The organism is Paenibacillus sp. MAEPY2, from assembly GCF_000499205.1.
Lineage (GTDB): Bacteria > Bacillota > Bacilli > Paenibacillales > Paenibacillaceae > Paenibacillus > Paenibacillus vandeheii.
Genome location: NZ_AWUK01000014.1, coordinates 16,010 through 30,072, shown reverse-complemented (window position 1 = coordinate 30,072; position 14,063 = coordinate 16,010). Strand labels below are relative to the sequence as shown.

The following is a 14,063-nucleotide window of genomic DNA, read 5'->3' as shown; positions in this document are numbered from 1 at the left end:
TGAATATTCATCTAACGCCGGTCTTGGTTAGCCAAGGCCGGTTTGACGTCGTCACATGGTGATTCCATTGATGGATCGCCCCATTTATTGCGATTACATAATTGATTTCGTCTAACACATCATATGCACACATATCTTTTGGAGCATGTGATGTGTTTGGACCCAGAGGAAGGTGAGCAAAATGACAGCATCCAATGAGTATCGCTTTCAGGTGAACCTGAGCGGCATGATTCAGATTTTATCAAACCATCTATACAGCAGCCCCAAAGTTTTTTTGCGTGAACTAATGCAGAACGCGACTGATGCCATTACAGCTCGAACAGAGGCAGAACAGGGATATCAGGGTGAAGTACGTGTGGAACTGACCGGAACAGGTGATCAACGTACGATGATGGTGGAGGACAACGGTATTGGTTTGACGGAAGCGGATATCCATGAGTTTCTGGCGATGATTGGTCAATCTTCAAAGCGTGGTCAGCAGGCGTTGCTGGATGGAGAGACTTCGTTTATCGGGCGATTCGGGATCGGATTATTGTCTTGTTTCATGGTAAGCCATGAAATCGTCATGCTGACACAATCCGCGAAGGGTGGACCTTCGATGGAGTGGCGGGGTAAGCCGGATGGTACCTATACGATTCGGCAATTGGAGACACAGCTGTCTCCGGGAACGAAAGTATATCTTCGCTGTACACCGGATGCAGCCCATTATTTCGAAACGGAATATGTGCAGGAAGCCTTGTTCTATTATGGAGCGCTGCTGCCTTATCCAGTCATCCTGCATAGTGACGGTGTTCAACATATTGTAAATAGCGAGTCACCGATCTGGTTGATGGAGCCTGAGCTTGCACGTGAACGCAGAGCGGAAGTGTTGGCTTTTGGTGAACGATTACTTGGAGAGAAGTTTCAGGATTTTATTCCACTGACGACGGCTTCGGGGCGTACAGGGGGCATTGCTTTTGTTCTACCGCATGCTGTCAATCTGAATGCCAAGCGTTCCCATCGAGTGTATCTGAAGAGAATGTTGATATCGGAGAAGGCAGAAAATATTTTGCCGGACTGGGCGTTCTTCGTGAAATGCCTGATCTGGACAGACGAGCTTCAACCAACGGCTTCGCGGGAACACTTTTATGAAAATGAAAAGCTGGAAGATGTACGCTTTGAACTCGGCGATGCCCTGCGTAAGGGATTGGCCGACATGGCTGAGAGCCAGACGGAAAGGTTGCAGAAGCTGATTCGCCTGCATGCACTGTCGATGAAGGCACTGGCTGTGCAGGATCAGGAGTTCTATGCCATGATTCACCGCTGGCTGCCGTTTGAGAGCACCCGTGGTCATCGGGAACTGGGCGAGCTGATGAGTAAGGGAGAGACGTTGTACTTCACTACCACGGTGGATGAGTATCGTCAGATTCATCATGTCGCCTCAGCCCAATCGATGCTGGTCATTAACGGAGGATACATCTACGACAGTGATTTGATGGCCATGCTGCCATTGGCGGTGCAGGATGCACAGACGGAACGATTACAGCCGGATGAAGTATCCATGAGTTTCACCGACGTGGCGCCGGCTGAACGGAATCAGTATTATGATGCCTTGCGCCTCGCTGATTCTGCTTTGCAACGTTTCCGCTGCCGTGCAGAGGTCAAAGGTTTCAAGCCAGCCGATTTGCCGGTGCTGTTCACGCTCTCGCAGGAATCTTCTACGCTGCGTGCATTGGAAAAAGCTAGTGAGGAGAGTACAGAATTGTTCTCTTCAGTCCTTGGTTCATTGTCATCTGGCATTAGTTCCGCAGGTTATTCGACCCTGTACCTGAACATTAACAATCCAATTATTCAGCGGGTGCTGACTTCACCAGATGCTCAAATGACGCCAATTGCCATTGAAATGTTGTATGTCAACGCGTTGATGATGGGGCATTATGCCATGAATCGGCAGGAGCTTGAGGTGCTCAATCAGGGCATCGTTCGTTTTATTGATTGGGGTTTGCGTGCGAATACAGATCGTAAGGGGGATGTCTGATGCAGACCGAAATGGATTTTGAGGATTTGATGGATGAGGCCTATGGCCTGCCTAATGGAACAGCAAAGCTGGGCATGCTGGAGGAAGCGGCAAGAGTCGCCGATGTGAATGGCATGGAGGAAGAGGCGTACGAAGCACGTTCAGAGATCGTGGAGACAGCGACATTTTGCGGTTATCCGATGAAGGCACTGATTGCTTTTTCCTGGCAGCTGGGCAAGTTTGATCAACAGCCTGAACGCTATGACGAAGAAACGTTAATGTGGTCGTATAAATGGATTTTGGGCGAACTATCCAGCTTCCCAGAAGTGTCACGCGACAAAATGATGGAGCTGTTGGAGGACTTCGGACGTCGCTTTAAGTCATTTGGGTACAGCGAGCGTTCCTACTGGTATTATCGGTTCCGCATATCCATGGATCTTGGGGATCTGGAGGAGGCTGGAAACAGCTACACGAAGTTCAGAAGCATGGATCGTGACTTTATGAGTGATTGCGAAGCCTGTGAACAAGATGAAATTATGCGCTACTGGATACTTGTTGGAGATGATGAGAAGGTGCTGGAAGCGGCGAAGCCCATCTTGAAAGGGCGGATGAGCTGTGCCGAAATTCCGCATCTGACCTTATCGGAGATTTTGATGCCACTATACCGACTTGGGAAGATGGATGAAGCTGACAAATATCAGCCCAAAGGCTACCGCTTGATCAAAGGACATAATGACTTTGTGCAGAGCTTTGCCGAGCAGATGGATTACCTTGCACGGACCAACCCGGCCAAGGGTATTGATATACTGGAAGAAAGTCTGGTGCTCGCCATGGATCATGAAGATCCGTTTGCCAAAATGATGTTCTATGCCAGAGCAGCACAACTATTGCGCCGCTGGGCTGATGAGTCTCCAGAATACCGATTGCGGCTTCCTGCTTCATTCCCTTATGAAGGAGATCCGGGAGATTTGCATAAACTGGCCGATTATTTTGCGGCGTATGCCAAATCAGCCGCAGACAAGTATGACCAGCGGAATGGCAATCAACATGTTTCGTCAATGTTGAGCGAGGTATAGTCAGAATATTTCACTAAAGCAGTAACGAACTAATCCACCTTATTAGGAAATATTATGTAATGGCCACCCAAACCAAAACAGGCTTGTTCAGAAGGAGGGTTTCCTCCTTCGAACAAGCCTGTTTATCTTTTTTTTATAACTTGAATATGAGGTGGGTATTCAGGTTATTCAGAAGTCACGGTTGCAGTCGCGGGTGTATCTTCGGCCGGATCCTCATCTACGGAGGTTTCGGGCTTCGGCTGCTTTGCCAACAGGTCAGCTACAATCTTGTCGGTTGGCTGTGTAAACAATTGGTACATAATCGAGGCTTCTTCCTGACGGATCAGTGGTTTACGAGAGAGGAAGTCAACCGATCCATCCTCGAGCACCTTCACTTCAGGACCGTGGATACCAAGCTTAACCATCATTTGAATCGCAGGCACAGCCCAGGCATCTGTCTGCCCGGCCAGCTTCACATCCTCGAACAGTTCATTTGGGTATTGAAGCTGGAGAGTTCTCCAGATCATCACCATCGCTTCCTGACGGGTAATGACCTGATCCGGCTTGAACTGTTTCTCATCCGCACCCGTGATCATGCCAGATTCATAACCAAGCTGAATATAACCTGCAGCAGGATGGGTAGCCCAATCGGTATCCGCAGGTGGCGTCGTTTTGCTGGCTTTCAGTCCGCTCATTTTAAGGACGTCCTCAATGAATTCAGCCCGTGTAACGGCATTTTTGGGTTGAAAAGCTTCACTTGCATCATTGGTATAGTATCCAAGCGATTGTAATCCATAGATGGCTTCAGCATAAGGGCTGTTCTCACGAACATCCCGGAAACCTTGAGGCTTTTGCCCTTTTTTCTCATAGCCCATTGGGTTGAGATAAGGTTCTTTCATATAGATGGTTCCATCAGCATTTTCCTTGAACGCCGTGAACTGACCTGTTAACTCATCCTTGAAGAGGTTCTCTTCAACCTGAATCAGGGTACGTGGGCCGAGGAAGACGTCGGAAATGCTTAATTTTCCAGGTTCTGTGCCGCCATCTTTCAGGGAGCTGACAATCGTGCTCAGCCGCAGATCTGCGTAAAGCCCAGCGAAGCGTTGCAGCTCATCGGCAGATTGGGGTTTATATTCCTTGAACTTGACTGGTTCCGCATATTGCGGGAAGAACGTCTGAATAAAGGCCGGATAGAACAGATTACGAAGTACTCCTGTCTGGTTGTAGGTAAGGAAGACGCCCGTGTTTTGCTCAGGAATTAGGAACAGATAAGAGCTGAATCCGATCAGGTCGCCAGCTTTGGTAATAATTTTGGAACTGCTGCCTGCACCCGGAAGCTGAAAAGCAGCTTCAAATCCGTAAGCCGTATCTGGTAGCAGCGGATGAATAGAAGAGCGGTATTGTTCCATGCTTTTTACAGTAGATTCCTTCAAAATACGTTCGTTATCCTTCACACCATCATTCAGGAAAGCAATCATGAATTTCCCGATATCCTCAGCTGTTGAGAGCATGCCACCTTGAGGCATAGGTGTTGGGGAAAGGGTATATAGGCCAAGTGGATTATGAGCCGCATCATAGGCTGTTGCAAGTTGGTTTTTGAACTTGCCGTTCAGCATGAAACTGCTGTTATCCATACCCAGAGGTTTAAAGATATGTTGCTGCATATACGTTTCGAACGGTTCGCCGCTGACATTCTCCACAATCATGCCAAGCAGCAGGAAGGAGAAGTTGTCGTACATGTAGGCGCTACCAGGTTCTCGAACGACAGGTGGCATATGTAACTTGGCATAATCCTCCATCGATACAATTTTGTCGAAGTCATTATGGATGTCTTCCTGCTGTGGGTCGCGAATCTCGAATCCGGTGGTGTGTGTGAGCAGATTCTCCACTGTTACAGGTTTGTCAAAAGGGTTATCGAATTCCAGTCCTTTGACATAGGTTTGAAAGTCGGCTTTTAAATCGACTTTGCCTTGCTCCACGAGCTGCATGACAGCGGCTGACGTAAATGTTTTGGAGACCGAGGCGATACGAAAGATGGTACTTTTTGGATCAACCGGTGTTTTGCTCTCCAAATCGGAATATCCATAGCCTTTCTCTGCTACGACTTTTCCATTTTTGACAACGATTACGGAAGCGCCAACATATTGGGCCTTCGCTTCAGGGGAATCGAAAAATGTATCGAGAAAAGCTGCAGCGGAATCAGTAGTCAGCGCTGTTGCCTTCCCCTTTTCATTGACCGCAGCGGGTGCGGTTTCCGCCTGAACGGCGGGTGCCCATAGACTGAGGGACAGGACAAACGCCATGAACGCCCCGGTTAGGGAGGTGAGCCTGAAGCGGGTGCTTCGGTTGGATAAATGCATGCAAACACTCCTTCTAAAGAAAATTTTGTAAAAAGAACTCTCCTGTTTATTACTGATTACGGACACGATCGGTTTCAAGATAGTAGATTAAGATGTGTACATCCCAATAGAATTCAGAACAACAATGAGCCAAATACAGCCTGAAGAGGGGGGGGTATTCAGGATGCATCTGCACATAGTCGTGGTTCACCTTGACCCGCTGATGGCCGAAGGGAATGACGGAAAAATATGAGAGCGCCGATCCCCATCAATACATACAGGCCGGCCATTGCATACGAAGGCAGAAATGCGCCAGCCGTTAGGCCTAGACTACCAAGCAGAGCAGCCGCGTTATAGCTCATGCCGTCAGCAGCCATATAGGCAGCACGATTGGAGTCGGGAATCATGCCAGCAAGCATGAACTGACGGACAGGCGCATACATGAGCTCACCAATGGTCAGGAGTACAGCGGACATAATAAGCAGCCAGGCCCAATTGCTGAAAGCGAGCACGGCAAAACCAGCGGTGTAAAGACACATGCCGACGGTCATGACAAATCTGGATTGAAAACGCCCCAACCATTTGGAGAATGGAATAGCCATTAATACGACGAGTACAGTGTTGATCGCCATGATCAGACTGAACATCTGCAGACCTGAGATGTCCCAACTGAAAAGTTGGGCAGTGAATTCATTTTTCAGACGAACGGCGATGTATTTATCCAATTGGAATTCCAGAGAGACAGCCAGCACCGTCGCGGTGAAAAACACCATAAAACGTCGGTCTCTAAATACAAGGCCATAAGTTTTCAGTATATTTTTGTGTTTCGGGCTATTAAGTTGATTCGAGTGTGGTTTAACCATTGTTTCATGAATATATATGAAGAGAATGAACAGTGTAACCAGGCTCTCCAACCATACCAGACTGAATAAAATAAAACGGAAGGACTCGAATAATAATCCACCCATCATCGCTCCGATTGTAACGGCAACGTTGGTCGTCCAATATTGCAGCCCATAGACATAACGACGTTCATGTTCACTGCTCACGTCCACAATCATGGCATTGGCAATGGGTACGGTGATACCCGAACTGATGCTGCTAAGCAAAAACATGGCACAAGTTATAGGAACAGAGTTCATCCATGGGGAGTTGGCAGCAGCCAGCCAGAACAGGGCGAACAACTGCATACTTTGAGCGAATATCATCAGTTTCTTGCGCCCGACTCGGTCAGACCAGTATCCTGCGCCCAAGCCAACGAGCATGGAGGCCGCAATATTAATAGTTAACAATATACCTGCCCAGCCTGCACCAATCTGAACACTTAGATAAATCGCCATAAAAGGAATAATAGATTTCTGAGTCAGATCCGCAAAAAAATCAGTAATGATGCGAATCCTGATGTTGCGATGCAAATCCGTATATTTCATGTTCAGCGCTCTTCCTTTCTGCTGGTGTTGTCGATGTACCTGAGTATAATGGAGGAAAACCTGAAGAAAAACTGTAGAAGCATAAGAGTGTATTTCGTATTTTACTTGGGAGAAGGAAAGGAAGGGAAGATAGTGGAGGTCGTGGATCATTATATTCAGCTTCGCATGGCCTTTTCGAACGTGGACGAAGAGGAAGAAATACATACAACGATTCGTGAACTGGCGAATCATTTATGTTGTACGATGCGCAATATGAATTTGATTATGAACAAATTTATGGATCAAGGCTGGGTCAGATGGAGCCCACAACGCGGTAGAGGGAAAACATCGGTGCTCGTGTTTTGCCATCCTCTGCTGCAGGCTGTTCAGGAACGATTCGACCGACTATTGCAGGGAAACAAGCTGGAGGAGGCCTATGTGCTAGCTTCAACCATGCCATTCTCGTTGCAGGAAATATTGATGCAAGGATTGCAGGGCCAGTTCGGACTGCGTTCCGATCAAAGCGCTCGTGGAAGAATGGATACACTGCGTATTCCACAGGAAACGGCCTTTGAGACGTTGGACCCGACTCAGGCTGCCATGTGGGGAGAAGTTGGAATTATTGCGGAGGTATTTGATCGTTTGGTGCAGTATAATGCTGAACGTCAGGTCTGTGAACCGAGCCTTGCTGTGGCGTGGGAGAGCAATCAGGAGGGAACAGAGTGGACATTTTATTTGCACAAAGGCATACGGTTTCACCACGGCAGGATACTTGATGCAGAAGACGTCAGATATACGTTTGAACGAATTATTTCAGATCAGGGGTGCCCTTGCAGGCCGCTTTTTGGCTCCATTCATCGTATAGAGACGTTAGATGAGCTTACGGTGCGTTTTGTGTTAAGATTTCCCAACTATATGTTTCCGGATCTTATGAGCAGTATGAATGCTTCCATCTTGCCCCGTGATATAGAGCTGGACCCCATGCATCCGATTGGTACGGGACCTTACCGATTGACGCGAAATCATCCCAAGCTGCTTGTCATGGACGTCTTTCCCTCCCATTTTAGGGGCCGGGCTTTTATTGATCGGGTTGAAATATGGCAGCTTCCTCAGTCAAATCTGGTGGAGTCGGTGATCAAACAGGATTTGTTTCCGGACGGACAAGCTCGATCGGTGCAGCATGAGGTTCATGGTGGTGTGTACATGACGTTTAATATGCGAAAAGAAGGTCCGCAGCAGGACATATACTTCCGTCAGGCTGTTCAGCAACTAATGAATCCACAGGAGATGGTGGAGGAATTGGCACGTACAAGTATAGAGGCTACCTATAGCCTGGTTCGAGACAAGTCCGAGGAGAAGCAGGAATCCCTGGAGCAATTAGAGCAGACCCATCAATTAGAGCAAACCCATCAATTGCAGCGGGCATTAAAGCATACAGCCACCTTCGCTGAATCATCTCTTACAAGAGCTTCAGAGCTGTTACAACGCAGCAGTTACGCAGGCCAGATTATGAATGTGTGGGTAGAGGAAGGCGAGAAAATGGAGACAGATATGGACTGGTTCGCACATCGCTGTGAGCTTATTGGACTGAAGGTGAGTGTTATACCAGGTAATCCGGTAGATGCTGTGTACCATGATGAGTTTGCTTCTTGCGATCTGATATACACGGGTGAGGTGTTCGATGACCATCTCACATTAAGCCTGCTTACGATGTATACGTTCCAGAATACGTTACTTCTCATTGCGCTGGATGACCAACGAAAAAGCGAGCTTGAACATGAATGCAGACGTGTCGTTATGATTCAGGATAGTGCTGAGCGATTGCGTATGCTAATGACGTTGGAGGAGCGGCTTATTCATGAGGCTGTGCTCCTGCCTACATACAGCTTCAGGGAAGAACATGCACACCACGCTTCGCTTCAGGATTATCGTGTAGTTTCATTCGGCATGCCAGATCTGCGTCGACTGTGGGTGAAGAGAAGTCCGAATACAGAAGAAGAGAATGCGAGTTATCCGGCATATATCCCATTGTGGTAGAGTGTGTAACTTCACAATGGGATAGGCCGGTAGGGGATGTTTTTAGACGGATGGTGTCTTTATAAATTCAATTGGATTCGTGCCCGGTTCAAGCAGCAACGGAATGGATAGAGAGCTTACGCTATCTTGTTCATCCATCTTAAATGTAAATGTGACCTTCAGGCCAAAGAGGGTAAGTTCTACGGAAAAAGTATCATTTCCTGTGTATTCCATAGGCATGTCAATGGCATTCAAGGTGGCTTGTAGCCCATCATTCGACTGTTGAATAACGATTTCGCCGTAACCCGGATGTGTATAGCTGCCCGCATAAGCATGGATAGGACGATCATGGGGGTGAACCTGGGTTTCGTCTGGTTTTTCCACAACAGAGGTTTCTGAAGTAGTTGGTGTTTCTATGGTATCTGTGGCTGCTTCAGTTTCATTCGATTCTCCAGCCACTAATTTGGCTAATCTCCCGCTCCAATCCACAGGTTCCACTTCAAGCAAACGATCAATAACGTTAAAAGAAATCGTGTAGGGAAGAACGCTCCCATTGGTATTGCAAAGGACCACAACACCGATCTGTTCCTCTGGTAAAAAGGCAACCTGTGAAGCGAATCCATCGATTGCTCCGCCGTGATGAATCATGGCGTGTCCGCGATAAGAATCAATCATCCAGCCCAGACCGTACGTGCTAACAGGCAGCTCTTTGCTGTGGAATGGTGAAGTACAAGCCATTTGCGGGCTGTGCATAACAGCCAACTGCTCTTTGGAGATCAGTTGATTCCCATCCTGTTGCCCTTGATTCAATTGAAATTGCACCCAGGCAATCATATCGACCAGATTGCTGTTAATGGAGCCAGCGGGGCCTACGGAATCTATTTTTCGAAAAGGTATTCGTGTACTCTTTCCGTTTTGATCCATATAAGGGAAGGCGAAGTCAGGTTGATTCTGCATCTCATCGACAGAGAGGACACTTGAATTCATACCGAGGGGATTAAACAGAGACTCTAGAACAACATTCTCCCATGAAGTTCCTTTGAGTTGCCCCACCAGATAACCAGCCGCCATATACATCAGATTCTGGTATTGCCACTTGTTCCGAAAGTCTTCATTTGGCTCCAGATACTGAAGCGCGTTTACGAGTTCTTCTCTGCTCCGTGATGAGTTGTACCACATCATATCGTGCCTTGGAAGTCCGGAGCGATGACAGAGCATATCGCGGATGGTCAGACGTTCTGTGGTTACGGGATCGAACATTTTGAAGTCTTTCAAATACGTTCGAACAGGCGTGTCCCACTTCAGAATGTCCTGATCGACGAGCAGGGCAGCTGTTGATGCTGTAAAGGCTTTGGTACTGGAACCGATCGCAAATAGTGTATTGGGCGTAACTTCGAGCTTGGACTCCAGGTCGCGATAACCGTATCCTTTTTGCAAAATAACTTCATCCTTGTGGATGACCGCTACTGCCACACCTACGCCTTTCCAGCGTTGAAGCTGCTCTTCCACAAAATCATCCAATCCATTCAGCAATGAGTGATGATAGGTTGTATTCATTATTTCCCTCCAATTTGAAATAGAGTTGTACCTCAATTAAGCTACATCATAGCGGTATGTAATTGCATTGGTTGAGTTGTTATCTGTATTTACTATGAAGAATCTGGTTGAATTTCACATCCTACCCGAGACTGATTTTGTTACCAAATAGGGTATTGCGGCATTTGAAAAAAGGGAATGCTTGTCAAACTAGTCCGCATATATCGAACAAGTCCCTCATAACATGTACTAATCAAGTAGGGGTTCTGCTGTACGCACAATCCTGAAGTGAAAACATGTGCTAAAGGGGATGATGTCATGCGCCGAATATCATGGATGCTTGCCATGGTATTGGTCTTATCGACCTTACTTGCCGCCTGCGGGAAGAAGGATGCGGCAGCCGTGGTCAAAGATCTGAACGAAGTCGTAGGAGAAATGGAAAGTTATCAGGGGGCAGGCGTCATGACGCTGCATACCGGAGATACGCCGCAGCAGTACAAGGTCGAGGTATGGCATCAAAAGCCTTCGTATTATCGTATCGCGTTAACGAATGCCAAAAAGGATGTAACGCAAATTGTACTGCGTAATGATGAAGGCGTATTTGTCCTGACGCCGAGCCAGAACAAAAGCTTCCGTTTCCAGAGTAACTGGCCGGATAATCAAGGCCAGGTTTACCTCTACGAGACGCTGATCCGCAGTATAACAGGTGATTCGACCCGCCAGTTTGCCGATGAGAAGGAAAGCTATGTTTTCGATGTAGCTGCCAACTACAATACACATGCATTGGTCAGACAGAAAATATGGTTAAACAAAAGCGATTACGCACCGAAGCAGGTAGAAGTATCTGATTCGAATGCCAATGTGGTCGTGGATGTGAAGTTCGATAGCTTCAAATTTGGTACCGAATTTGAGAAAGACGCGTTTGACATGCAGCGTAATATGACGGCTGCTTCAGAAAATGGTGGCAAGGCCGGTACGGACTCAGGCGCGGCTCCTGCTGGGGATGGCAAAGAGGCTACCAATCCTCAAGCTGCAACAGAGGAAGGTTCTGCATCGAATCCAAGCGGAACCGTTAGTGATGGCCAGACCGGTGTGAGCGATAACGCCGAGCAGCAAGGTTCGGAAGACCCAGCCAGCGGGCAAGGCACGGAAGAACCGACATCGGCAGAGCCGGACGGCACAGGCAGCTTCGGGGTTATTCAGCCGACCTACGCCCCAGAAGGAGTCAAGCTGAAAGACGATCAGATCGTGGAAGGATCAGGAGACTATTCGGTTATGCTCCGCTATGAAGGAACGTATAATTACACGATCTTTGAGGCACGGCCGCAGGACAGAGCCGTATCGCTTGCCCCATCCCGTGTTCTGGATCTTGGATTCACCCTTGGAATGATAAGCGGAGATGCGTTGCAGACACTAACATGGATGTCAGATGGAGTGGAGTACAGGATTACAAGCGCAGATTTGCCAGATACCGAGATGATTCAGATTGCGACCTCCATGCAGGAAGAGTCAGGGAAATGATTTGGAAAGTATAGTCGTCCTAACATAAGGAATGCTAAGAAGCATCGGAGATGATTTCTCCGGTGCTTTGCTGCATACACAGGTCATTGTCCCTGGTTTATATCCGTAATTTGCAGGATTTAATTTCAGTTGAAGCTATTAGTATCAACAGGCTATGATCCTGCGTAAGATAAGCAAGGAATAGGTCCGGTGCATTCAATAATGCAAAACACGCTTCTATGCGGGAGGAACCGGGTAAATAATACGATATAAGCAGATAAGTTAAGTTATGGAGAGATGAATATCTCATTCATGGTCTCGCTTATAGGTCTTATTCTGCGTTTGATCCCGACTCCAGGATAGTACTCCTGTATGTGTTTTGGTCTGCAGATCTTTCGTTCATTTGACAGTCACATGCTTGAGCATTACGATGGAGTCTGACGTGAGCCGGATTAAGATGATTAGAGAAGGTGACTTAACGTGCAAGAACAATATCGGCCGACCCAAGCGGAAATCAATTTGGATCATTTGCGCAACAACGTAGAAGCTTTCCGTGAAGCATTGCCGCAAGGCAAGAAACTGCTCGCCTGTGTGAAGGCTAACGCCTATGGACATGGGGCAGTGGAGACGGCCAAGGAACTGGAACGAGTTGGTGTGGATTACTTAAGTGTAGCTTTTCTTGACGAAGCGCTTGAATTGCGACAACACGGAATTACCCTTCCGATTCTGGTATTGGGCTACACGCCGCCAGAAGGCATCGCTGAAGCATGGAAACAGGATGTAACCATTACGCTGTTCAGTAAGGAAGTGCTCGACGCCATTCAACATTTGGAGACGGGAATTTCCTCTCGCAAGCTAAAGGTTCATATCAAAATTGACAGCGGCATGGGCAGGCTTGGCCTGCTGCCTGGCGACGAGGCACTTGCTTTCATTCAGGAAGCAGCCAAGCTGAAGCAGGTCATGCTGGAAGGTATGTTTACTCATTTTGCCAAGGCAGATGAAAAAGACAAGACCTATACACTGGAGCAGTATCGACGGTTCCAAGGCGTGGTTGATGCGTTGCGGGATCAGGGATGTGTCATCCCGATTATACATACGGCGAACAGCGCCGCTACCATTGATACACCGGAATTGTCGGATGATATGGTTCGTGTAGGAATCAGCCTGTACGGATTATACCCGTCGGCAGAAGTGAATCATCAGGTAGTGAAGCTGTCCCCGGTATTGACACTGAAGACGAAGGCGGTTCTGGTCAAAACGCTGCCGCCCCACTGGGGTGTCAGCTACGGAACCCGTTATGTAACACAAGGGAACGAACGAATAGCGACCCTGCCTATCGGCTATGCAGACGGATTTTCAAGAATGCTGTCAGGTAAAGCACAAGTGCTTGTACGCGGCCGTCGTGTTCCCGTCGTCGGTACGATCTGCATGGATCAGTGTATGGTGTCGCTACAATCTTTTGCTGCAGAAGCAGAAGAAATTCAAGTCGGCGAAGAGGTTGTTCTCATCGGTCACCAATCAGGTGCAGTTATAACTGCAGAAGAGGTGGCATCTCAGCTTGGTACGATTCCCTACGAAGTGATCTGCATGATGGCGCATCGAATCCCTCGGGTCTATACCCGTAATGGAGCAGTAATCGCCAGAATCAACCCTCTTTTGACATCCTGACAGCTCGACTGGACGCTATTTCCAATAAACTTTTTTTCAGAACAGAAGGAAAACTGTCGGAGCATCTCGAATTATGAATGATGACTGGGATGAAAAATCCTGAAAAGAGATGTTTGGTCTGTACGAATAATGTTCCCCGTGTTTATAATGGAGTACAGCATACTTGATATACTCGGGGCATATATATTCCTTTGTATAAAAGTTCTGGAAAAACGTAATACTGGTTCACAATGGCGAAAGGTTTGTGGGGGTGGAAGAAAGGTGGCCAACTTGCAGAACACCAAGCGGATCATGATCAGTTTGCCTGATTATCTTTTGCAGGAAGTGGATGGCATCGTAGCGCTGGAGAATTCCAACCGCAGCGAATTGATTAGGCAGGCCATGAAGCTGTATTTGACGGAGCGTAAGAAACGTTACATCCGTGAATCGATGCAGCGAGGGTACATGGAGATGGCGAAGATTAACCTCACCATGGCATCCGAGGCCTTTCACGCGGAGGAAGATGCGGACAGCACTCTGGACCGCTTAGTTAGCGGGGTGTAGA

The 14,063-nt window shown here is 47.7% G+C and carries 9 protein-coding genes; 6 read left to right on the top strand and 3 right to left on the bottom strand.

From position 1 onward, the window contains the following. Positions 1-181: 181 nt before the first annotated feature. Positions 182-2,017, top strand: a complete 1,836-nt coding sequence (locus P364_RS0113945; protein WP_024630723.1) for an HSP90 family protein — start codon at positions 182-184, stop codon at positions 2,015-2,017. Further along, positions 2,017-3,072 (top strand): hypothetical protein, encoded by a 1,056-nt coding sequence (locus P364_RS0113940; RefSeq protein WP_024630722.1) that lies wholly within the window; start codon positions 2,017-2,019, stop codon positions 3,070-3,072. Before P364_RS0113945 ends, P364_RS0113940 begins: the two co-directional genes overlap by 1 nt. Positions 3,073-3,236: 164 nt before the next feature. Here P364_RS0113940 and P364_RS0113935 read toward each other — a convergent pair whose 3' ends face one another. After that, positions 3,237-5,411, bottom strand: a complete 2,175-nt coding sequence (locus tag P364_RS0113935) for a serine hydrolase (RefSeq protein WP_024630721.1) — start codon at positions 5,409-5,411, stop codon at positions 3,237-3,239. 158 nt (positions 5,412-5,569) lie between these two features. Next, positions 5,570-6,970, bottom strand: coding sequence for an MDR family MFS transporter (locus P364_RS0113930; RefSeq protein WP_236642165.1), 1,401 nt, complete (start codon positions 6,968-6,970; stop codon positions 5,570-5,572). Between P364_RS0113930 and P364_RS0113925 the strand changes: the two genes are divergently transcribed. Beyond that, positions 6,953-8,836 carry an ABC transporter substrate-binding protein gene (locus P364_RS0113925; protein ID WP_161634241.1) on the top strand — a complete coding sequence of 628 codons (1,884 nt, stop codon included), beginning with the start codon at positions 6,953-6,955 and terminating at the stop codon, positions 8,834-8,836. The genes P364_RS0113930 and P364_RS0113925 overlap by 18 nt on opposite strands. A gap of 42 nt (positions 8,837-8,878) precedes the next feature. Here P364_RS0113925 and P364_RS0113920 read toward each other — a convergent pair whose 3' ends face one another. Beyond that, positions 8,879-10,372: a serine hydrolase gene (locus P364_RS0113920; protein ID WP_024630718.1), complete on the bottom strand. Its 1,494-nt coding sequence runs from the start codon at positions 10,370-10,372 to the stop codon at positions 8,879-8,881. Between the two features lie 297 nt (positions 10,373-10,669). Here P364_RS0113920 and P364_RS0113915 point away from each other — a divergent pair, with 297 nt between their 5' ends. From P364_RS0113915 to P364_RS0113905, 3 genes are all read left to right on the top strand, one after another. Beyond that, entirely contained in the window at positions 10,670-11,872 is a 1,203-nt protein-coding gene (locus P364_RS0113915) for an outer membrane lipoprotein-sorting protein (RefSeq protein ID WP_024630717.1), read from the top strand. Between the two features lie 459 nt (positions 11,873-12,331). Then, positions 12,332-13,519 (top strand): alanine racemase, encoded by a 1,188-nt coding sequence (alr, locus tag P364_RS0113910; RefSeq protein ID WP_024630716.1) that lies wholly within the window; start codon positions 12,332-12,334, stop codon positions 13,517-13,519. A gap of 261 nt (positions 13,520-13,780) precedes the next feature. Beyond that, on the top strand, positions 13,781-14,062 hold the full coding sequence (locus P364_RS0113905; RefSeq protein ID WP_024630715.1) for a CopG family ribbon-helix-helix protein: 282 nt from the start codon (positions 13,781-13,783) through the stop codon (positions 14,060-14,062). The last annotated feature ends 1 nt before the right edge of the window (position 14,063 follow it).

Bases quoted from the DNA above. Each gene is read 5' to 3' on its own strand.
- P364_RS0113945 (WP_024630723.1), top strand. From the start codon at position 182: ATGACAGCATCCAATGAGTATCGCTTTCAGGTGAACCTGAGCGGCATG.
- P364_RS0113940 (WP_024630722.1), top strand. From the start codon at position 2,017: ATGCAGACCGAAATGGATTTTGAGGATTTGATGGATGAGGCCTATGGC.
- P364_RS0113935 (WP_024630721.1), bottom strand. From the start codon at position 5,411: ATGCATTTATCCAACCGAAGCACCCGCTTCAGGCTCACCTCCCTAACC.
- P364_RS0113930 (WP_236642165.1), bottom strand. From the start codon at position 6,970: ATGATCCACGACCTCCACTATCTTCCCTTCCTTTCCTTCTCCCAAGTA.
- P364_RS0113920 (WP_024630718.1), bottom strand. From the start codon at position 10,372: ATGAATACAACCTATCATCACTCATTGCTGAATGGATTGGATGATTTT.
- P364_RS0113915 (WP_024630717.1), top strand. From the start codon at position 10,670: ATGCGCCGAATATCATGGATGCTTGCCATGGTATTGGTCTTATCGACC.